The organism is Prolixibacter sp. NT017, assembly GCF_009617875.1.
GTDB lineage: Bacteria > Bacteroidota > Bacteroidia > Bacteroidales > Prolixibacteraceae > Prolixibacter.
Genome location: NZ_BLAV01000001.1, coordinates 4,377,455 through 4,397,862 on the forward strand (window position 1 = coordinate 4,377,455; position 20,408 = coordinate 4,397,862).

19 protein-coding genes and 1 pseudogene are annotated in these 20,408 nt (G+C 41.8%); 4 read left to right on the forward strand and 16 right to left on the reverse strand.

Features of this window, described 5'->3' with window-relative positions; genetic code table 11:
• Positions 1-17: 17 nt before the first annotated feature.
• Together polA and GJU87_RS18230 are read right to left on the reverse strand one after the other, a co-directional pair.
• On the reverse strand, positions 18-2,807 hold the full coding sequence (polA, locus tag GJU87_RS18225; protein ID WP_153640784.1) for a DNA polymerase I: 2,790 nt from the start codon (positions 2,805-2,807) through the stop codon (positions 18-20).
• Positions 2,808-2,961: 154 nt separating this feature from the next.
• Positions 2,962-3,264 carry a helix-turn-helix transcriptional regulator gene (locus GJU87_RS18230; protein WP_025862622.1) on the reverse strand — a complete coding sequence of 101 codons (303 nt, stop codon included), beginning with the start codon at positions 3,262-3,264 and terminating at the stop codon, positions 2,962-2,964.
• A 302-nt stretch (positions 3,265-3,566) separates the two neighbouring features.
• On the opposite strand from GJU87_RS18230, the gene GJU87_RS18235 reads away from it, so the two are divergent.
• The gene (locus tag GJU87_RS18235; RefSeq protein WP_153640785.1) at positions 3,567-4,547 is read left to right on the forward strand and encodes a polyprenyl synthetase family protein; all 981 of its coding nucleotides are present in this window, start codon (positions 3,567-3,569) and stop codon (positions 4,545-4,547) included.
• Between the two features lie 57 nt (positions 4,548-4,604).
• Here the strand turns inward: GJU87_RS18235 and deoC are convergent, their stop codons facing one another.
• Genes deoC through dtd form a run of 3 tightly spaced genes read right to left on the reverse strand, consistent with a single transcriptional unit; the run spans position 4,605 to position 6,276 of the window.
• Positions 4,605-5,471, reverse strand: a complete 867-nt coding sequence (gene deoC, locus GJU87_RS18240) for a deoxyribose-phosphate aldolase (protein ID WP_153640786.1) — start codon at positions 5,469-5,471, stop codon at positions 4,605-4,607.
• A 16-nt stretch (positions 5,472-5,487) separates the two neighbouring features.
• Positions 5,488-5,823, reverse strand: coding sequence for a nucleotide pyrophosphohydrolase (locus tag GJU87_RS18245; RefSeq protein ID WP_228492046.1), 336 nt, complete (start codon positions 5,821-5,823; stop codon positions 5,488-5,490).
• A complete protein-coding gene (dtd, locus tag GJU87_RS18250) occupies positions 5,824-6,276 on the reverse strand; it encodes a D-aminoacyl-tRNA deacylase (RefSeq protein ID WP_153640787.1) in 453 nt (150 codons plus the stop codon). It lies immediately after the preceding gene.
• A gap of 104 nt (positions 6,277-6,380) precedes the next feature.
• Here dtd and GJU87_RS18255 point away from each other — a divergent pair, with 104 nt between their 5' ends.
• Positions 6,381-7,361, forward strand: coding sequence for a lipoate--protein ligase (locus GJU87_RS18255; protein WP_153640788.1), 981 nt, complete (start codon positions 6,381-6,383; stop codon positions 7,359-7,361).
• A gap of 27 nt (positions 7,362-7,388) precedes the next feature.
• Here GJU87_RS18255 and uvrC read toward each other — a convergent pair whose 3' ends face one another.
• The 7 genes from uvrC to hemW form a co-directional block, all read right to left on the reverse strand.
• Positions 7,389-9,221, reverse strand: coding sequence for an excinuclease ABC subunit UvrC (gene uvrC / locus GJU87_RS18260; protein WP_153640789.1), 1,833 nt, complete (start codon positions 9,219-9,221; stop codon positions 7,389-7,391).
• A 9-nt stretch (positions 9,222-9,230) separates the two neighbouring features.
• Complete coding sequence (locus GJU87_RS18265; RefSeq protein ID WP_106540972.1) at positions 9,231-9,764, reverse strand: adenine phosphoribosyltransferase; 534 nt, start codon at positions 9,762-9,764, stop codon at positions 9,231-9,233.
• A 67-nt stretch (positions 9,765-9,831) separates the two neighbouring features.
• Positions 9,832-11,718, reverse strand: coding sequence for a tRNA uridine-5-carboxymethylaminomethyl(34) synthesis enzyme MnmG (mnmG, locus tag GJU87_RS18270; RefSeq protein WP_228492047.1), 1,887 nt, complete (start codon positions 11,716-11,718; stop codon positions 9,832-9,834).
• 6 nt (positions 11,719-11,724) lie between these two features.
• Positions 11,725-12,153, reverse strand: a complete 429-nt coding sequence (ybeY, locus tag GJU87_RS18275; RefSeq protein WP_153640790.1) for an rRNA maturation RNase YbeY — start codon at positions 12,151-12,153, stop codon at positions 11,725-11,727.
• A 2-nt stretch (positions 12,154-12,155) separates the two neighbouring features.
• Positions 12,156-12,566 (reverse strand): ATP-binding protein, encoded by a 411-nt coding sequence (locus GJU87_RS18280; RefSeq protein ID WP_153640791.1) that lies wholly within the window; start codon positions 12,564-12,566, stop codon positions 12,156-12,158.
• A complete protein-coding gene (locus GJU87_RS18285) occupies positions 12,556-15,816 on the reverse strand; it encodes a DUF4175 family protein (RefSeq protein WP_153640792.1) in 3,261 nt (1,086 codons plus the stop codon). Before GJU87_RS18285 ends, GJU87_RS18280 begins: the two co-directional genes overlap by 11 nt.
• Before the next feature lie 37 nt (positions 15,817-15,853).
• The gene (hemW, locus tag GJU87_RS18290) at positions 15,854-16,981 is read right to left on the reverse strand and encodes a radical SAM family heme chaperone HemW (protein ID WP_153640793.1); all 1,128 of its coding nucleotides are present in this window, start codon (positions 16,979-16,981) and stop codon (positions 15,854-15,856) included.
• A gap of 32 nt (positions 16,982-17,013) precedes the next feature.
• Between hemW and GJU87_RS18295 the strand changes: the two genes are divergently transcribed.
• Positions 17,014-17,400, forward strand: a complete 387-nt coding sequence (locus GJU87_RS18295) for a VanZ family protein (RefSeq protein ID WP_153640794.1) — start codon at positions 17,014-17,016, stop codon at positions 17,398-17,400.
• On the opposite strand, the gene GJU87_RS18300 is transcribed toward GJU87_RS18295, so the two are convergent.
• The 4 genes and pseudogenes from GJU87_RS18300 to GJU87_RS21505 all read right to left on the reverse strand — a co-directional run bounded on the left by GJU87_RS18300 (position 17,397) and on the right by GJU87_RS21505 (position 19,219).
• Entirely contained in the window at positions 17,397-17,843 is a 447-nt protein-coding gene (locus GJU87_RS18300) for an Rrf2 family transcriptional regulator (protein ID WP_153640795.1), read from the reverse strand. The two genes, GJU87_RS18295 and GJU87_RS18300, sit on opposite strands and share 4 nt — an antisense overlap.
• Positions 17,840-18,328: a 4Fe-4S dicluster domain-containing protein gene (locus GJU87_RS21635; RefSeq protein ID WP_255454240.1), complete on the reverse strand. Its 489-nt coding sequence runs from the start codon at positions 18,326-18,328 to the stop codon at positions 17,840-17,842. The genes GJU87_RS18300 and GJU87_RS21635 overlap by 4 nt, the downstream gene beginning before the upstream one ends.
• Positions 18,329-18,358: 30 nt before the next feature.
• A pseudogene (locus GJU87_RS21640) lies at positions 18,359-18,814 on the reverse strand (LUD domain-containing protein); the annotation flags it as partial.
• A gap of 12 nt (positions 18,815-18,826) precedes the next feature.
• Complete coding sequence (locus GJU87_RS21505) at positions 18,827-19,219, reverse strand: hypothetical protein (protein WP_228492048.1); 393 nt, start codon at positions 19,217-19,219, stop codon at positions 18,827-18,829.
• A 733-nt stretch (positions 19,220-19,952) separates the two neighbouring features.
• Here GJU87_RS21505 and GJU87_RS18310 point away from each other — a divergent pair.
• Complete coding sequence (locus GJU87_RS18310) at positions 19,953-20,357, forward strand: response regulator (RefSeq protein WP_228492049.1); 405 nt, start codon at positions 19,953-19,955, stop codon at positions 20,355-20,357.
• Positions 20,358-20,408 lie beyond the last annotated feature (51 nt).

Genomic DNA, 20,408 nt, shown 5'->3' on the forward strand with positions numbered 1-20,408 from the left:
CCCCGGCAGAAATCTTATCAGTGAGCCTCGAGCCAGTTGGCGGCCGACTGCATATCAACCGTCAGCGGTACGTCCAACTCCACGGCGTGTTCCATTTCGTGCTTGACCAGCTTTTTCAACACTTCCAGTTCGTCTTTCAGCGCATCAAAGTTCAATTCATCATGCACCTGCAGCATCATCTTCGATTTTAGTCCTTTCTCCTGCATTTTCCTGTGAATGTTGATCATCGCCACTTTGATAACATCTGCAGCCGATCCCTGAATGGGCGCGTTGATGGCGTTCCGTTCGGCAACCCCGCGCACCACCGCATTGCTTGAGTTGATATCGGGCAGGTAGCGTTTCCTTCCCATCAGCGTTTCCACGTAGCCTTTTTCACGGGCATTGTGAATCTGTTCGTCCATGAACTGCTTCACGCGACTGAAGTTCTCAAAATAGCCGTCAATAAGCTGTTTTGCCTCCGTTCTGGGAATATTCAACCGTTGGGATAGTCCGAAGGCTGAAATGCCGTAAATGATGCCGAAATTGGCCGTCTTGGCCTTCCGACGCATGTCGGATGTGACTTCATTCAACGGGACGCCATAAATCTTCGCTGCTGTGGTCGCATGAATGTCTTCGCCATTGCGGAAAGCTTCCATCATGGCCTTGTCGCCGGAGATAGCTGCCATGATGCGTAATTCAATCTGGGAATAGTCAGCCGAAAGATAAACATGCTTATCATCCGACGGAACAAATGCTTTCCGGATTTCCCGTCCGTTTTCATCCCGAATGGGAATATTCTGCAAATTGGGATTATTGGAACTCAAACGTCCTGTGGCCGCGATAGCCTGGTTGAATGACGTGTGAATTTTTCCTGTTCTTGCGTTGATCAGCTTGGGCAGCGCTTCGACGTAAGTGCTCAATAATTTCTTCAAGCCACGATAATCAAGCACCTTTCCCACAATCTCATGCTTGTCCTGCAGCTTGACCAGCGTCTCCTCGTTGGTCGAATATTGCTTGGTCTTTGTCTTCTTCGCTTTGCTGTCCAGCTTCAGCTTTTCGAAGAGAATTACGCCCAACTGTTTCGGCGATGATACATTGAAATCCTCACCGGCCAATTGATGAATATCCTTCTCTAACGTGATGATTTGTTCGCGAAGTTTTTCCGCGTAAGCGTCCAATGCTTCCTTATCGATTTTCACACCGGCCTGTTCCATGTCGACCAGCACGTTCAACAGAGGCATTTCCACCTCTCGGAACAGTTTTTCCACTCCGGCTTTCTCCAGTTCGCGGGCCAAAATCGGTTTCAGCTGCCAGGTAATGTCCGCATCTTCACCGGCATATTCTTTTATCTTGGAAACAGCCACATCGCGCATGGAACGCTGGTTCTTTCCTTTCTTTCCAATCAGCTCTTCAGTCGCCACTTTTTTGTAGCCAAGGAACAACTCGCTCAGGTAATCGAGGTTGTGGCGCAATTCGGGCTGAACCAGGTAATGAGCAATCATCGTGTCGAAGATTTCTCCTTTCACCTCGATGCCGTAGTTTCCCATCACCAGGATATCGTACTTGATATTCTGACCAATCTTCATGATGCGCTCGTCGGCAAAAATGGAGCGAAATTCATCGACCAGTGCCTGTGCTTCTTTCTGGTCGGCCGGAACCGGCACATAAAAAGCTTCGTGGTCTTTCCACGAAAAAGACATTCCGACCAATTGTGCCGTGTGTGGGTCTATGTCGGTGGTTTCCGTATCGAAACAGAACTCTTTCAGCACGCACAAATCCGCCCGTAAATCGGCACGCAATTCAGGCGTATCCATCAGGAAATACTCATGATCGGTTAAATTGATATCTGAAATATTTTCCGGTGCCATTTCCGGTTCCTGAGGCGATTCGGGTGCACCAAACAGCGTTCCCTGCTGAAAGTTATTCTCCTGTTGTACCGGAACCTCTTCGTTCAGAATACGTTTCGCGAGTGTTTTAAATTCCAGCTCACTGAACAAATCGCGCAACACATTCTTATCTGGTTCGGTGCGCACCAGACCATCCGGCTTTGCATCCAGCGGAACATCCAATATAATTTTCGCCAGTTTCCTGGAAATCCGAACCTGATCTTCGTTTTCCACCAGCCGCTCTTTCTGTTTGCCTTTCAGTTTATCGATATTCTGATAAACTCCATCCACACTGGCAAAATCCGAAATCAGCTTCATAGCCGTTTTGGGGCCAATTCCGGGACAACCGGGAATATTATCTGCGGTATCGCCCATCAATCCGAGAATGTCGATCACCTGCTCCGGCTTTTGAACTTGGAAATTTTCGCTCACTTCTTTCAATCCCCACACTTCCAAATCGTTTCCGCTACGTTTCGGCTTGTACATGAAAATGTTCTCCGAAACCAGCTGTGCGTAGTCCTTATCGGGAGTCACCATGAAAACCTCATAGCCTTCTTTTTCGGCTGATTTGGCCAATGTTCCAATCACATCATCCGCTTCAAAACCTTCGCGCTCGACAATCGGAATGTGATAAGCTTCAATCAATTGACGTATGTAAGGAATGGATTTCCGCAAATCTTCCGGCATCTCTTCGCGATTGGCTTTGTAAGGCTCATACATTTCATGACGGAACGTGGGAGCTTTCAAATCAAAAGCCACTGCAATGTGACTGGGATCTTCCTGTTTCAGGATTTGCTCCAGGGTATTCAAAAATCCCATAATGGCCGAAGTATTTAAGCCTTTGGAGTTGTAACGCGGATTTTTGATAAATGCAAAATAAGAGCGGTAAATCAGTGCATATGCATCGAGCAGAAACAGTCGTTTCGGATTTTTTTCGGCCATTGTCTTGATTTTCTTGAGTTATCGGAATGAAGTTACAGCAAAGCGCCCGCTTTGTCAAGTATTTCGGCAGGGCTCAGATGGCCAAATCTACGGAAAGTAAAGGCAAAAAAAAACCGCCCAGGTGAGCTGGGCGGCGGTTATCGCAATTCGTTGTTTATTCACTGCAGGTACACTGGCCAATACAATCAACCAATTTACTCAGGCTTTCGTGTTTCAGAAAGTAGAAGGTATTTTTTCCATCGCGCTGCGAGCAAAGAACACCTTTATCTTTTAAAATTCCGAGATGGTGCGAGGTTGTGGACTGTTCAATTCCGAGGCGCTCATGAATTTCTGTTACGGTGAGTTTCGTGTCGCCCTCTAAAAAGCTGAGTATGGCAATGCGCATCGGGTGCGCAATTGCTTTCAACATATTGGCAGCTTTTTCCAGTTTTTCGCTTTCAAGTTCAGTTATATTCATCTAAAAAGCATTTTAACAAGTTATCATTCAGGTTACCTAATATATATCATCAAGAAATGCAAATATATAAATATATTGTGCTGGTATCACCTCCTTTACGCCTGATGATCTGTACAATCACTTTCCGCACATTAAAAAACATGTTATAAAACATTGAATATCAAAGCTTAACATTTATTTATAAAAACATTCTATTTTGTTGTTAATCAGTAATTTAGAAAGTTTCAAAACAAGTTAACGTTCGCAGATCAAATTAATTCTTACCTTTGGACGTTGCGGATTATAAGGATAGTACGATAAAGATGCCAACTATTTCCATTGATCAAATAAAGAATCCAATAGCTGAAGAGCTTAAAGGTTTCGAACCGTTTTTTCGTAAGTCTACGAAAACGGATATTCCCCTGCTTAACTCGATTATTAATTATATTCTCAGGCGCAAGGGTAAGCAGATGCGCCCGATGCTGGTTTTTCTGACCGCCAAGCTCAACGGGACCTTCAATACACGGACTTATCATGCGGCGTTAACCATCGAGTTGCTACACACAGCAACGCTCGTACACGACGACGTGGTGGACGAATCCTATCAGCGTCGCGGATTTTTCTCGGTAAACGCCATCTGGCGGAACAAGCTGGCCGTTCTGGTCGGTGATTTCATTCTCGCAAAAGGTATGCTTTGGTCCATCGACCACGAAGACTACGATTTCCTTCAGTTGATTTCGAAAGCCGTAGGCGACATGAGTGAGGGAGAAATTCTCCAGATTGAGAAAGCCCGAAAACAGGATATAACCGAAGAGGTCTATTTTGAAATTATCCGGAAGAAAACCGCTTCGTTACTGGCTACCAGTGCTGCTGTTGGCGCCAGCTCGGTGACGACCGATAAGGAAATTATTTCGCGGATGCGGGAACTGGGTGAATTAGCCGGGGTCGCGTTTCAGATTAAAGATGACCTGTTTGATTACGAGAAAACCAACATGGTGGGGAAACCTACCGGGAATGATATCCGGGAGAAGAAGATGACGCTACCGCTCATTCATGCGTTGAATCAATCGGAAAATGGCGAGCGAAAAAAAATTCTGAAAATCGTCAAGAAACGAATCAAATCAGCGGAAGATATTGAGCAGGTCGTAACGTTTGTGAAATCAAAAGGCGGAATTGAGTATGCGCACCAGGTGATGCTCGACTACCGCGACAAAGCATTGAATATTCTGGATGATTACCCCGATTCAGACGTAAAAACGTCTCTTCAGCAGTACATCTACTACATTACCGACCGAAATAAATAAACCCCGTAAGAAGCGCCGAAATGGCGTTTTACGGGGCTGTCGTATTTCCTTCAGGAATCAGAAGTATTTAACCTCTTCTCCTACCATTTCCGTTAACAAGTTATTTGCCAGTCGACTAGCACCAATCCGGAAGAGTTTGTTATTCATCCACTCCTCACCTAACACTTCTTTGACAACCGTCAAATACTGCAATGCTTCATCGGCTGTTGAAATTCCTCCGGCGGGTTTAAATCCAACTTTGCGGCCGGTTTCTTCATGGAAATGCTTAATGGCTGTCGTCATTACCCAGGCTGCTTCCAATGTGGCCGCCGGGTCCATTTTTCCGGTAGAGGTTTTGATGAAATCGGCTCCGGCATGCATCGCAATCAACGAAGCTTTCCAGATAGCTTCCGGAGTTTTCAACGCTCCTGTTTCTAAGATAACTTTCAGGTGTGCATTTCCGCAAGCGTCTTTCAGTTGCTTGATTTCATCGAAAACAAATTCGTAGTTTCCGGCCAGAAAATCACCAATGGAAATGACAATGTCGATTTCGTCAGCGCCCACTTCTACGGTTTTCTTTGTCTCCATCACCTTCACGTCGGCAAAAGTCATCGATGAAGGAAAACCAGCTGATACAGCAGCGATATTCACACCTTCTGCCTTCAGGTTTTCCCGGACCACCGGAACCAGTTTCGGATAAACGCAAATAGCGCCTACGTTCGCCAATCCGGGGAACTGCTCCTTGAAATTGGAAACATTGTCGGCAAACTGTTTTCCTCGCGCCTCAGTATCTGTTGAATTCAATGTAGTCAGGTCGATACACGAGAAGGCTAGTTCCAGCGTTTCGTCATTCCGGTTATCTGCATATTTATTCAGCACATTTTCAATGGCTTGTTTTACTTCTTCGTCCGCAAATTTGCGATCGAAACCGTTGATGGATTTCATTGTGAAAACTTTATGTTTATAATTTTTGATTGTTCTTATGTCGCTCGCTATCGCGATTTGTTTTCTTTTCCAGATTCTTCCGGAAAGCTGAAGTAATGTCTACTCCAGTTTGATTGGCCAGACAGAGCAACACCCAAAGTACATCGGCCATTTCGTCGGCTAATTTACTGCCATCTTCGCCTTTTTTGAATGATTGATCGCCATATTTCCGCGAAATAATACGGGCCAGCTCTCCCACTTCTTCCGTCAGGATAGCCATGTTGGTCAGTTCGCTAAAATAGCGGACTCCGTACTTTTTAATCCATTCATCCACCATTGTTTGCGCTTCCTGCAGAGTCACCTGTTCTTCCATTTATTCCTTGTTTTTGGTATCGATGAGAATTGTAACCGGCCCGTCGTTCACCAACTCAACGTCCATGTGCGCGCCAAACTCTCCTGTCTGTACCTCTTTACCCAAATCCTTCGATAATTGTTCCACAAAAGCTTCGTACAATGGCACGGAAATTTCCGGTTTGGCTGCTGTGATGTAGGATGGCCTGTTTCCTTTCTTCGTCTTCGCGTGAAGCGTAAACTGACTAACAACAAGTAATTCTCCACCAACATCTTTAACTGAAAGATTCATTATATCATTGTCATCATTAAATACTCGTAATTGAGTAATTTTATTACTCAACCATTGAATATCTTCTTGTCCGTCAGCATCTTCCATCCCTAACAATATAAGTAACCCTTTATTAATGAGTGATTTAACGCTCCCATTAATAGTTACTGAAGCCCGGCTAACCCGCTGAATCACTACGCGCATACTACCTCCAAATTTTGGAGCACTAATTTAACGAATTACCGCCGTATGAAGCAAGATTAAGCGCAAAACCCTATTTTTGCCAGCATATTGACAAACATCGAGCTATGTATTACCTGGTTTCATCGTCGAACGACCCGTATTTCAATATTGCATCGGAAGAATACTTATTGAAAAATTTCACTGATGAGTTCTTCCTTCTCTATATCAACGAGCCATCCATCATCGTGGGTAAGCACCAAAATACGCTGTCGGAAATCAATCTCGACTATGTTGAAGCCAATGGAATTAAAGTGGTTAGGCGGTTATCGGGTGGCGGCACCGTTTTTCACGATTCAGGAAACCTGAACTTCTGCTTTATCCGGAATATCGCCGCAAACGAGGATATATCGTTCAAACGCTTCACGCAACCGATAGTCAATGCTCTCGCGACCATTGGAATTGAAGCCACTTTTTCGGGCCGACACGATTTGCTGGTTAAGAGCAAAAAAATTTCGGGAAATGCGATGCATGTCTACAAAAAGCGCGTTTTATCGCACGGAACACTGCTTTATGATTCACAAATCGGGAAGCTTTCCAGTGCATTGAAATCGAATCCTTCATTTTTCCAGGACAAGGCAGTCAAATCGAATCGCTCGCGGGTTGCCAATATTTCCTCATTTCTGTCCTCTCCTCCTTCGATTGAAGAGTTTACACAACAAATTTTGGGACATATCCGTGAAGTCAATCCGGATGCGGAAGCTTATACTTTGTCAAAAGAGGATTTAGCAGCGATCGAAAACCTGCAAAAAGAAAAATTCGGGACATGGGAATGGAACTATGGCTACTCGCCCAAATATGTATTTCGAAAAGATGAGTTGCTTTCAGGAAAACCAGCATCTCTTAGCCTGAAAATAGAGAAAGGCAGAATAAAATCAGTGGAGCTGAAATGTGAGATTTTACCAGTGGAATTGGTAGATCTACTTTCGGAGAAATTGATGGATACCTTCCATGAGCGAAAGGATATCAGGGAGAAATTACAGCAGTTTCTGGAGGAAAATGAACTGAAAAGTATAAACGCAGCAGAATTTTTGAACCTTTTCCTTTAGTTTAACCAGTAAAAATTTAGGTAACATTCACTTACTATTTGATTTACTGCCGTTTGACTTAATATACGAAATTACCTTTTCAGCTTTTGATTGCCCAATCACTCCGGCAATTTCTTCTACCGAACGGCTTTTTATTTGTTCCAAAGATTTAAATTCCTTCAAAAGTGCTTCAACCGTTTTGGTGCCAACACCAGGAATATTATCCAGTTCTGATTTAATAAAACCAGCAGAACGTTTATTGCGGTGAAAGGTAATACCGAAACGGTGTGCTTCGTCACGCAACTGCTGAATAATCTTTAAAGTCTCTGAGTTTTTATCGAGGTAAATGGGAACACTGTCTCCCGGGAAAAAGATCTCTTCCAACCTTTTGGCAATACCAATTATGCTGATTTTTCCTCTTAAATCGAGTTTTTCCAAAGCATTCAGTGCCGCGCCCAGCTGCCCTTTTCCTCCATCGATGACAATTAATTGCGGCAGGTCTTTCTCCTCGTCCAACAACCGACGGTAGCGACGAAATATAATTTCCTCCATCGACGCAAAATCGTTCGGACCTTCTACTGTTTTAATATTGAAATGCCGGTAATCTCTTTTGGCGGGCTTTCCATTTCGAAAAACAACACATGATGCCACCGGATAATTTCCCTGAATATTGGAGTTGTCAAAACACTCAATGTGAACCGGCGCTTCTTTTAATCGCAGATCGGTTTTCATGGTCTCCATAATCCGGTCTACTTTATTCTGCGGATTACGAAGCGATTGCTGTTTGCGTTTCTCCAGCTTGTAAAATCGTGCGTTTTTCTGTGAAAGCTCCAGTAGTTTCTTCTTATCTCCTCGCTGGGGAATCGTAAAATTGATTTCATCGAAATCTGTATCCGGATAAAAAGGAACGACAATTTCCCGCGCATTGGAGAATACTTTTTGCCGGATTTCAACAATTCCAAGTGCCAACAATTCTTCTTTTGATTCATCCAAACGCTTTCTCATTTCGATAGTGTGCGACTGAATAATGGCACCATCCACCACTTTCAGGAAGTTGACGTAACCAAATTTTTCATCTTCATCGAAAGAAAATACATCCAGATTGGTAATTGAAGCACCAACAATTGTCGATTTGCTGCGGTACTTTTCGAGGATATCGAGCTTCGATTTTACTTCTGCCGCTTTTTCGAATTCATACGAAGAAGCGTACTCATCCATGACTGTTTTGAGATGTGACGTGACCGAATTCAGATTTCCTTTGAGGATATTTTTAATCTGATCAATCATCTCATTGTACTCTTTTTCTTCCTGGAGTCCTTCACACGGCCCTTTGCAATTTCCTAAATGGTATTCCAGACAAACTTTGTATTTGCCTTTCGCAATATTCTCCTGTGCCAGGTTATAGCCACAGGTTCGGATGGTGTAAAGCTGTTTGATTATATCCAGAATAGTGCGCACCATTCCAACCGAAGTGTAAGGACCGAAATAAAGGGAACCGTCACGAACCACTCGTCGGGTAGAAAAAACTCTTGGGAAAGGTTCATTCTTGATACAAATCCAGGGAAAAGATTTGTCGTCCTTAAGAAGGACGTTGTAGCGAGGCTGGTATTTTTTGATAAGATTATTTTCGAGAAGAAGTGCATCTTCTTCTGTCTCGACCACCACATGTTGAATATCGGCAATCTTCCGAACCAGAATTTCAGTCTTCCGGTTATCGTGACGTTTGGTAAAATAGGAGGAAACCCGCTTTTTGAGGTTTTTGGCTTTACCTACATAAATGATCTTTCCATCGGAGTTGAAATACTGATAAACCCCGGGAGATTCGGGAAGGACCCGAACCAATTCTTTTAATCGTTCGTTCCGCAGGTTTTCCTCACTCATATTCTCTTCTTAAAAATGAATCAATGACCAAACCGGTACTTGCTCATCAATTTTCTCCCGTCCTTTCAGGAAATCCAACTCTACAAAAAAGTTGACGAAAATTTTCTTCACACCAAATTTACGGACCAGGTCGATTGTTGCACCAACGGTCCCTCCGGTAGCCAACAAATCGTCATGAATTAAAACCACATCTTCAGACGAAAGTGCGTCGGTGTGCATTTCCAATGTGTCCGTTCCATATTCTAATTCGTAAGATTGCTTATAGGTTTCGGCCGGCAATTTTCCCGGTTTACGGACAGGTACAAAACCGGCATTTAATTCATACGCCAGAGCAGTTCCCAAAATAAATCCGCGAGACTCCACTCCCACAATTCGGGTGATACCTAAATCGCGATAATGATTTGCCGTTTCCTTCACAATAAACTGCATTAGCTCGGGCTGCTTAAATGCGGTGGTAACATCTTTAAATTGAATTCCCGGCTTTGGAAAGTCGGGAATATTCCGGATAGATGCTTGTACAACATCCAAATTAATCTTTGTCATTTTAACTGTTTAAATATAGGAAAATCAATAAGTCTACAATATTTACTCTAATGTTCCACGTGGAACATTACCGTCCGAGAAGAACTAAAAGTACATTTATATCACTAGGCGAAACGCCGGAAATCCGACTGGCTTGTCCGATAGTGTCGGGTTGAATTCTATCCAATTTTTGCCGCGCTTCTGTGGACAATGACTCTAAGGAGAGGTAATTAAATTTACCGGCGATGTTGATATTCTCGAGCCGATTCAATTTATCAGCGATTCCTTTCTCCCTTTCGATGTATCCAGAATACTTCATCAGAATTTCAGCTGATTCGAGAATTTCTTCTCTCCTATCTTCCGGAAGTGAATCATATAATTTCTTCAAACCACGAACCGTACTTAATAAATCAAAAATCCTAAGTTGTGGACGAAGAACCAAATTAAACAGTTTTGTTCCCTGTTTAAGTGGTGCGGTATTTTTGTCTTCCAAAAGTTCATTGATGTATTGCGGCTTCACCGAATATTCTTTACAGAAATTAATCACTTTATCACGCAAGGATATTTTCTCCTGCAACAGAGCGTAACGCTCCTCGTCTACCAAACCTAGGTGATACCCTTTTTCCGTAAGACGAATATCAGCATCGTCCTGACGAAGCAGAATCCGATATTCCGCCCGACTGGTAAACATCCGATAGGGTTCGTCTACGCCTTTGGTAACCAAATCGTCGATGAGTACGCCAATGTATGACTCGTTACGACCCAGCGTGAAGGGTTCCTTCTCGTTTATCTTAAGATGAGCATTAATTCCAGCAATTATACCTTGCGCAGCTGCTTCTTCATATCCCGTCGTTCCATTTATTTGACCGGCAAAATACAGGTTTGAAACCATCTTCGTCTCCAGAGTATGATGAAGCTGAGTAGGATCGAAATAATCATACTCAATGGCATAACCAGGCCGAAGTACACGGGCATTCTCCAAACCTTCCACTTTGTGGATAGCTTTGATCTGAACATCCCAGGGAAGAGATGAAGAAAATCCGTTGAGATAATACTCGATGGTTGTCTCTCCTTCCGGTTCCAGGAACAACTGATGTTTCTCCTTGTCGGCAAATGTCACCAATTTGGTTTCGATACTCGGACAGTACCGCGGACCGAGCCCTTCAATACTACCATCGAACAGCGGTGAAAACTTAAAGCCGGTAGAAAGCTCTTCGTGAACCTCCTTATTCGTATAAGTAATAAAACAACTTTTTTGCTTTAATGCCCGGTTATCTGAACCAGGCAAATAGCTGAATTTCCCGTACGACTCATCTCCGGGTTGCTCCTGCAATTTGGAGAAATCGATAGAACGACCATCAATACGAACCGGCGTACCAGTTTTCATACGGCCAACTTTGAACCCAAAATCAAACAGCTGTGCAGACATCCCTTTTGAGGAAGGTTCGGAAATTCTTCCGCCTTCAATTTTCGTTTTTCCGAAATGCATTAGACCATTCAAAAAAGTACCATTCGTCAAAACAACTGCTTTTCCAAAAAACTCAACGCCCAATTCAGTCCGCACTCCGCACACACGATCTCCTTCGAAAATGAGGTCTTTTACCATTCCTTGCCAGAAATCGACGTTCGGAATACTCTCTAAAACGGATCTCCAATTCTCTGAGAATCGCATCCTGTCGCACTGAGCCCTTGGACTCCACATTGCAGGCCCTTTAGAACGGTTTAACATTCTGAACTGAATTGTGCTCCGATCGGTAACAATTCCCATGTAGCCGCCGATAGCATCTATCTCTCTAACAATCTGCCCTTTGGCAATACCACCAACGGCTGGATTACAGCTCATCTGTGCAATCTTATTCAGGTCCATGGTTACCAATAAAACCTTCGAACCCAAATTTGCTGCTGCTGCTGCAGCCTCACTACCGGAATGACCGGCTCCCACTACTATCACATCATATTTTGGCAGCATATTCATTTTTCTTTACTTTTCAATATTATGATAATCTGAAATACACGCGTCTTCTTGCTGCGTCATTATTTCTTGGTCATTCTCATTTTTATCATTGAATCCTATTAAATGCAAAATACCATGAGCGAGAACCCGAAGTAATTCCTCATCATAAGAAACATTAAACTCAGTAGCATTATCGGCAACTCTTTCGGTGCTGATGAACACATCACCCGACACTGTATCACCCGCTGTATAATCAAACGTAATAATATCGGTCAGGTAATCGTGACTTAAGTATTGCCGATTCACATCCAACAGATACGAATCACTGCAGAAAATGTAACTAAGCTCACCTATTTCTTTTTTATGCTTATTTGCTACAAAAACAAGCCATTTTTTAACGCGTTCGGTATCGAGATGGGGTAATTCCACATCCTCGTTGTAAAACTCAATATTCACGACTAAATACGGATTAACAATTTGACGACATTCCCTTTACCGATAACCTCAAACCCATCGCAAAGGTTTTTAATAAAAAATATTCCCCTGCCATTTTCCTTGGTTATATTATCGCCACAGGTAGGATTAGCAATACATTCGGGGTCAAAACCATTTCCCTCATCCTCAATGCGGACCTGAATCGCTGAGTCATTCACCTCCATATCGATTTTTACTTTCTTGCTCTCATCTGACTTATTACCATGAATAATGGCATTTTGAACAGCCTCGAGCAACGAAGTTTGAAAAGAAAAGTAAGTTTCACAATCAAGCGACAATGAATCACGCACCTCGTGACACACTTTAAGGCATGTCTTCAACTCTTCGATGCGGGAGTGAATTTCCAATTGCCGTTTGATTACATTACTGACCATCAAGATTTTTTAGATAAGAATTAAACTTTTCACGGTAAAAATAGTCCATTCTCCACGATGACCTCGAAATTATGTCAAGCTCATCTTCCCTCTTTGCTTCCTTCTCAAAATACTTTTTTGGATGACTTACCAATTGATTTTTAGCCGTTTCGGACTTTCTTTCGTTGTCTGAATTACGCTGCATTTTGGCATTTTGTGCATCCAATAAATGTTCAAATATAAGATTTTGTCGCTTAACTGTCTGTTGGGTAACGTCTTTACTTACCAAATCATTTCTATTTTGATTTAGTAACCTTTGCGCTTCCTTCAACTGCTTCTCGACATCAGGCCCTAAATCACCCTTTAAAACCTGCTCCCGAATCGCCTGTTCAATCATCTCCTGCTGCATCAACATCTTCCCAAATTGATCGTTCCCTGGTTGCTGACCATTCTTTAAGTCATTCAACATACTTTCCATTTGCTCTTTCAGCTTTCTCTGAAGCTCTGCGAGGCTGGGTATAGAACTGTTTTTACCGCCAGGCTTTTTGCAGTTACCATCGCCGGGCTGTGCGTTCTTCATCATATCAATAATCTGCTGTAATGCCTCTGACAAGTACAGCGCAAGATTATTAGCGGATGTCATAGAAAACTGCTGGTTCACCCTTCCCTTTTGATACTGACTTTCTTCTAAACCGGAAAGTGCTTTATCGGTATAATATTTCCAATTGAGCGACTCCTTGCCTATTTGCATATTAATCTGTGGCGCTTGTTTCGACAACAGATATAGGGTATCGCGCAACTGTTCCTCAAACTGCACCAGATTCTTTTGCTTGTCGAGATAGCCTGTCAACGCGGGATCCAAAGCTGAAACTCCGCGCATCTCATCCATCAAATTTTCCTGCAGAAAAGAATAAGTCAGAATATTATCCGCGAGGTAATGAATCCGCCGAACCTGTTCCCAATCATTTTCCATCTGTGACGACAACATACTCTTATTCAAATTCTCGGCTACCTTCTTCAGGGAATGACTAATCCGGTCAGAAATATCACTACGCTTATTCCGGCTTCCCTTCTTTTCAGAAAGCGATTGCATATCACCGTTAATGTCCTTCTGAAGCGAACCTGACTTATTAATCGAATAGGGTTTGTCTAACTCAGAATTCTGCCTCATAACAGAATCAATTGCTGAAAAGGCAGCTTTAATATCTTCGTCTTGCTTAGCCAACAAAGAATCCACTTTGGAACGACCGCCTTTTTTCATCAAGTCGGACAAAGCATTTTGCTGTTTTGCCAGCTCTTGCAAATTGTATTCAATGTCATGAATAGACTTTTCGACCTGCATTTTCTTCAGTAAAGCAATGTTCCTGTCCAACTGCTTACTCAAATCATCCAACCGATAATTGATGTCCATGGTTAACTCGTTGAATTTTTTCTGGTCAAACTGATTCATGAGCGTGTTCAACTCATCAAACAACTTTTTCAGGTCATCGGAATAAAGCTGATCCATCAACTTCTCTACTTGCTTTTGCTTCTCCAACAAAGCAGGTGAAAGCTGTGAGAAATTTTTAGACAAATTATTCAGCTTCCTGTTCTCCTTACTCACATTCTCCATCAACTGATGAAGGTGGCTGTTCTGTTGCTTAATTCGATCCGATATTTGCTTCTTTTCCCAATCGGTAAGTTGACCGCTTAACATCTTATTCCGCATCTTTCCGAAATCCTCTTGTATCTTCCGGGCAGCTTCCTTCCCTTCATTCAGTTTCTCTTCAAGCCGCTGATAGCCTTTCTTGCTCTGCGCTTCCACTTCGTGAAATCCGGGAAAACGAAACGTAAACACCTCGCTTTGTTTCTTCTTAAAATGATGGAGCCTGTCATTATCGGCGACTGTAAACCAATATTGATAAACGCCGGGCTTTAACCCTTGGAAACTATATCCGTAGAAGAAATCCTGTGGGTTTTGGTTTGGATATACAGAAACATTTGATGTCGAATCGAGCTCATTACCAACGACGTGAAATTTCACATTTTTGATGCCATAATCGTCGGATATTCTTCCATGAAAATAAAAAGCTGTAAGATTTACGGAATCCTGCACCTGATTAACAGCGATAGACGGATATTCGTCTTTCAGCACTTTTAAATTGTATACCAACCCGTCATCCGAGAAATTTGCATTCTTCACTCTGAAAAAGTATTCGGTATTCCCAAATATCGCTGAGTCTAAGCGAAAACTCCCATTGTTTTGTCTGATCATTTTTGCAGCACGAGACCCAAAACAAACAAACACAGAATCAGCATCTACGGCGTTTAGCGTCCATTTCACCTTACTTCCGGCAGGAATTTCTGCGTCACCCTGATTCTCGAGTGTTCGAGACGCCATAGACGTATACTTCGGAGGGATAACATTGACGGTGAATGACCTAATAACAGGAACCGCCAAACACTTGATATCATAAACACCGGAGTAATATGGTCCGCCATTCAACTGGAACTGTAAATCGTGATACACATTTCCAATGGTATAATTATATGAACCATCGCCGACAGGTTGCATGGCAAATTGATTTCCATTCATCACCATGTTCAAATGCGCAGGAAAATTGCTTCCTTGCAAACCAACACGAATTTTAAATGAATCTCCCTTTTTAACAGAAAGTGAATCATTTAGGAGCACAAATGAAAAGTCAGCTGCCGGCGAAAATTCCTGATTGTAATGGACGTATTGGTTATATCCTTTTACCAGAAAGCCTGGAGTAAAGAGACTAACGGAAAGAAAAAACGCAATTGCCATAGTTAAACTCCACTTTTCCAATTGCGGTAACCGAAACCGCAAAGCTTCTTTCAACGGATACTTCTGAACAATTTCAAGCTTTTGCTTAATACTTGCAATTACCAGATCATTTCCACCATTCTCGTCATAAACAGATTTCAGCTCCAGCATATTCTGAAACCGATCTTCTAAACCAGAAAAACGGGCCTTCAAAATATTACTAATCTCTTTCGGTGTAACACCTGGAAGCCAATTGAACAATCTGAAAAAAGGCAAACCAACAAAAACGACGAAGAGACTAATTACCAGGAAAATGAAGAAGTAAAAAAGAACTGTCCTGGCGTCAGAACCAAAATAGTAGAGTTGCTGTAAACCAATAAGTAGAAACGACAATCCTACAACAACAAGCACCAACCTAATAACTCCCAAGAGGATCTTATTACGGTAATACAGTCGGCGAAGCGCGTTGTACAATATGTCTATTTCCTTCCACTCTTTCATCAGTCTTTATCTTCCGAAACACAACTAAATTACAAAATCAGGCATAAAAGAAATCTTCCATAATGCGATCGGAAACAAAAATTCCTTTTTCGGTTAACCTGAGAATATCGTCCTCTACAAAAACCAAGTCAGTCCCGCAATATTTAGCAAGTGATTTATGAAAATGCCTTCCAAGCTCACTATTCCACTCCGTTTCAATCTTCCGTATATCGATGCCCCAGATCGTCCGAAGGGAAGTGATGATGTAGTCATTGTACCGATCAACTTCGCTCAGTTCTTCAATATCGAAAAACTTCTGATTATCATTGACCAACTGAACATACTGCGGATTACTGCGGATGTTCCACTGTCTCGATAGGCCGTCGTAGCTGTGAGCAGAAGGGCCAATGCCTAGATATTTCTTTTCTTTCCAGTAAGCAGAGTTGTGACGGGAATAATAACCTGGTTTGGCAAAATTACTTACTTCGTAATGTTCGTAACCGGCATTTTTCAAAGCCGATACCAAATACTCGTATTGCTCCAAGCTTACTTCATCGGGAACTTCGCTGAGTTTGCCATCCTGCAAACGCTGATATAAAACGGTGCCTTCGTGATAAGTGAGGTGGTAAGCCGAAACATGTTCCACATCCAGATTAACAACCGTATCAACTGAGCGCTCCCAGGCTTCCTTACTTAGTCCGGGAATACCATAAATTAAATCGGCTGATATATTCTGAAAACCGGCTTCCCTTGCCAGAAGGACCGAACGAACAGATTGCTGCGCATTATGGCGCCGATTCAGGTATTTTAGTATCTCTTCGTCGAAGCTTTGTGTCCCGATGCTTAACCGGTTAAAACCTGATTTTTGAAGATCGTACAAATATTTCTGCTCCAAATCATCGGGATTAGCCTCAATAGTCCACTCAGCTTCATTATTAACTTTGAACAGTGAATGTACTGATTCCTGAATTTTTTTCAGGTAATCCAAACCCAAAAGGGAAGGTGTTCCTCCGCCCAGATAGATAGTGTCAACAACCTCATCACCGAGATAATTCTTTCTCAGCGAAAGCTCCCTGAACTCTGCCTTCATGACACCAGGCAGGTCAGCAAGGCGGCAACTCGTGTGAAAGTCGCAGTAATGACAATGTGTTTTACAGAAAGGTATGTGGAAGTATATGCCGGCCATTTTTGTATATTCGCAATTCAATGTAAATCAAAATGCAAAAGTACATTAAAATTATTGCCTGGTTTATCGTTATTCTCTATTTAACCCTTACACCCGCAGGCGACATTCCAAAACTTTCTTTGTTGTCAATTCCTTACTTCGATAAAGTAGTTCACTTCACGATGTATTTGGTTATGTCACTGCTACTTGCCGGATATTTTCATCAATTCAAAAAATATTCCAGCCAGAAAATTCTGTTGATAAACGCCCTGCTGTTGATCTTTATAGGCGGCTTACTCGAAATTCTTCAATACGAGTTGCCTATCAACCGTGATTGTAGTTGGGGTGATTTTGCAGCAAATACAACAGGAGCTATCACCGGTACACTAATTTACTTGTACTGGCTCAAAAATACTTTTGTAGGAAAATGGCTGAGTTAAAATTTCATTTTTCCCGGGAAACTGTCAGCTTCCGTTAGCAAGTCCGCAATCATTTTGTCCTTGAAGGTACTTATCAACTGTTTGCGAATATCAGAATAACTATCGTGTAACGCACATACATGAGACGCTTCCCTGCGGCCGTCGCAAGTATCATCAGAAAGAGCACAACTTTCAAATAGCTCTTTTCCGTCGATAATTTCAACCACCTTGTATAATGAAATCTGATCGGGTGGCGCAGCCAATGCAAAGCCACCATTAGGTCCCTTGTTAGAAATCAACACATTAAACCGGGCAAGCTTTTGCAGAATTTTACTTAAAAAAGGAGCGGGTATTTTTAATTCTTCGGCCAGTACTTTTATCCCACATTTTTGATTTTCATTATAGTTGGCTGCCATGTAAATGACAGCACGAACAGCATATTTACAAGTTTTTGATAACATCATCCGTTTTTACTTTTTATTTTCCACTGCCGCGAAAAGGAGAGCTCTTCAAAAGTCGGCATTGATTTATTTTTTCCCATTAAGTTTTTGCCGGTTAGCGAAACAGCTGAATTCTTCAAACTACCCTGTGTCACATCCATCCGTTTTCGGTTAGAGCTAATGTATTCAAAAAATTTCATTCCTGTGCCCCATCGCCAATCATTCCCTCCATTTTCGTTAGTTAGTTTTCGGTTTAAAAGTAATAATCTGGGCAATGGAATCATAACGGGACAAACTTCTTCACATTTTCCACATTGGGTACAGGCTGTACTTAGGTGACCAAACTCAGCAAAATTCTTCATAAAAGGAGTGATTACCGATCCAATTGGCCCACTGTAAACTGTGTTGTAAGTATACCCACCAACCACTTTATAGATAGGACAAGCATTCAAACAAGCGCCACACCGGATGCACTTTAAAGCTTGCCAATGTTCGTTAGTATCCAGCATCGACGACCGTTCGTTATCGATAAGAATAATAAATTGCTTTTCGGGGCCATCTTCCTCACCTCTTCTTTTAGGTCCGGTAAAAATAGTGTTGTAAGCAGATATTTTCTGCCCCGTACCATGTCCGGCCAATATAGGCCATATAAAACCCAGGTCTTTCATTGAAGGAATTATCTTCTCAATACCGGCAATCACAATATGTGTTTTTGGAAACGACGTACTCATTACCCCATTCCCTTCATTTTCTGTCAAGGCAATATTTCCGTTTTCGGCAATCAAAAAGTTGGCACCCGTAATCCCGGCGCCGGCTTCCTGGTACTGTTCTCTCAATTTCTCGCGAACAAAGTTGGTCAACTCAACAGGCGTTGACTGGGCAGGTGTGTTGAAATGTTGGTGAAAAAGTTCAGCTACATCTTCCTTTGACTTGTGCATGGCCGGCGTAACAATATGAAAAGGTGGTTCGCCAGCTGTTTGAACAATGAATTCACCTAAATCTGTCTCCTAGCTAACCATTCCCAACTTTTCCAACTCTTCGTTCAAGTGAATTTCCTCGCTGAGCATCGATTTGCTCTTCACCACAAGTTCAACTTCTTCATTCAACAAGATGTCTGTCACCAAGGCTATTGCTTCATCTTTATCTTGAGCCCACAATACCTTACTACCATTGGCGACAGCATTCTTCTCAAACTCTACCAGATATTCGTCCAAATGAGAAACGACCTTGTCTTTCAAATCAGAAGCCCTTTTTCTGAGCGCATCGTGATCAGAAAAACGATTAAGTCCCGCCTGAAATGCCACATCATATTGACGAATATTATACTTCAATTTCCGCCTTAGATCAACGTTCTCAGCAGCAATTTCTGAATCAATAACAAAGCGCTTCTTATTCTTCATTGTAACATATTATGTAATAACCCGTAGCTCTAATCTTCACTCTAAAAACTTGAACGGAATTCGAACATATTGCAACGGAAAATTCTTGTGTATCCCGTGTTTTCAACAGAAATCAACAACGTTAATAACCTCATAAAATGCTGTTTTTCATCACATTTTTCTGTATGAAAAGCGTATTTCCTATTTCCATGTTGAAATAGAATGTTTCAATCATGTTAAAAAATAAAAACAAAATCTGAAAAATATTTTTGGCGAATAGATGAATATTTTCATAAACGCTCCTCATTGCAAGATCCAAAAAAGTTAGCGATCAATTTCACCCTAAAAAATCAACGCCTTTTTCACTGAATTAACACCTTTCAACAAAATGAACAGCTATTCACAAAACGATCTTAACAGCTTGTTGAAATCATAGTAAAATACTGATTAAGAAAATACCATTATGTTTATTTCTTGTCAAAATTGTAAAAAATGACGTTAATAAGAAGTATTGCAACAAAAGAAATATGAACTTTTGAGCGTTATAAACCGTATATCATTAACATCATCTTTTTTTAATTTTTAACTTTACTTCTAATAATATAAAATGAAGATGCTCTTTCGGATTTGTTTATTTCTCTCCGAATAGATTTATTTGTAGTACCACTTTGAAAATTATTTGACTTCAAAGGGTATCCTTTTACATAAAAAACGTATTAATAAGTAAAGGGATTTGATTCTAAACTCTGCTGATTTGAAAATTGAAGATCAAAATAAAGAAGGGCTGTCTATACTGCTGGTGGAGGATAATTTTCTAAATCAGAAAATTACGACGTACAATCTGCGGAAGTATAACCATAAAGTTTCTATTGCCAACAACGGTTTAGAAGCTGTGAATCTTTTCAAAGAGAAGAAATTTGATTTGATTCTGATGGATATTATGATGCCGGTGATGGACGGATTGGAAGCAACCAGGGAGATTAGGAAAATTGAAAAAGCAAATAAACTGAGTGAATATACTCCGATTATCGCTGTTACAGCCAATACACTCGATAACGACCGTGAAAAATGCCTTTCCTGGGGAATGGATGAATTCATAGCCAAACCCTTTGACATGAATCAGCTGAACGAGATTTTACTGAGTCTCAAGATTGTTTGATTGTTGTTTTCCTCCCTTCATTCACTAACTTTACCTGGTAAAGAATCCCTT

What these genes read in the sequence shown, in the direction of transcription:
- polA (WP_153640784.1), bottom strand. Translation starts at nt 2,807, where the DNA reads ATGGCCGAAAAAAATCCGAAACGACTGTTTCTGCTCGATGCATATGCA.
- GJU87_RS18230 (WP_025862622.1), bottom strand. Translation starts at nt 3,264, where the DNA reads ATGAATATAACTGAACTTGAAAGCGAAAAACTGGAAAAAGCTGCCAAT.
- GJU87_RS18235 (WP_153640785.1), top strand. Translation starts at nt 3,567, where the DNA reads ATGCCAACTATTTCCATTGATCAAATAAAGAATCCAATAGCTGAAGAG.
- deoC (WP_153640786.1), bottom strand. Translation starts at nt 5,471, where the DNA reads ATGAAATCCATCAACGGTTTCGATCGCAAATTTGCGGACGAAGAAGTA.
- GJU87_RS18245 (WP_228492046.1), bottom strand. Translation starts at nt 5,823, where the DNA reads ATGGAAGAACAGGTGACTCTGCAGGAAGCGCAAACAATGGTGGATGAA.
- dtd (WP_153640787.1), bottom strand. Translation starts at nt 6,276, where the DNA reads ATGCGCGTAGTGATTCAGCGGGTTAGCCGGGCTTCAGTAACTATTAAT.
- GJU87_RS18255 (WP_153640788.1), top strand. Translation starts at nt 6,381, where the DNA reads ATGTATTACCTGGTTTCATCGTCGAACGACCCGTATTTCAATATTGCA.
- uvrC (WP_153640789.1), bottom strand. Translation starts at nt 9,221, where the DNA reads ATGAGTGAGGAAAACCTGCGGAACGAACGATTAAAAGAATTGGTTCGG.
- GJU87_RS18265 (WP_106540972.1), bottom strand. Translation starts at nt 9,764, where the DNA reads ATGACAAAGATTAATTTGGATGTTGTACAAGCATCTATCCGGAATATT.
- mnmG (WP_228492047.1), bottom strand. Translation starts at nt 11,718, where the DNA reads ATGAATATGCTGCCAAAATATGATGTGATAGTAGTGGGAGCCGGTCAT.
- GJU87_RS18280 (WP_153640791.1), bottom strand. Translation starts at nt 12,566, where the DNA reads ATGGTCAGTAATGTAATCAAACGGCAATTGGAAATTCACTCCCGCATC.
- GJU87_RS18285 (WP_153640792.1), bottom strand. Translation starts at nt 15,816, where the DNA reads ATGAAAGAGTGGAAGGAAATAGACATATTGTACAACGCGCTTCGCCGA.
- hemW (WP_153640793.1), bottom strand. Translation starts at nt 16,981, where the DNA reads ATGGCCGGCATATACTTCCACATACCTTTCTGTAAAACACATTGTCAT.
- GJU87_RS18295 (WP_153640794.1), top strand. Translation starts at nt 17,014, where the DNA reads ATGCAAAAGTACATTAAAATTATTGCCTGGTTTATCGTTATTCTCTAT.
- GJU87_RS18300 (WP_153640795.1), bottom strand. Translation starts at nt 17,843, where the DNA reads ATGATGTTATCAAAAACTTGTAAATATGCTGTTCGTGCTGTCATTTAC.
- GJU87_RS21635 (WP_255454240.1), bottom strand. Translation starts at nt 18,328, where the DNA reads ATGCTGGATACTAACGAACATTGGCAAGCTTTAAAGTGCATCCGGTGT.
- GJU87_RS21505 (WP_228492048.1), bottom strand. Translation starts at nt 19,219, where the DNA reads ATGAAGAATAAGAAGCGCTTTGTTATTGATTCAGAAATTGCTGCTGAG.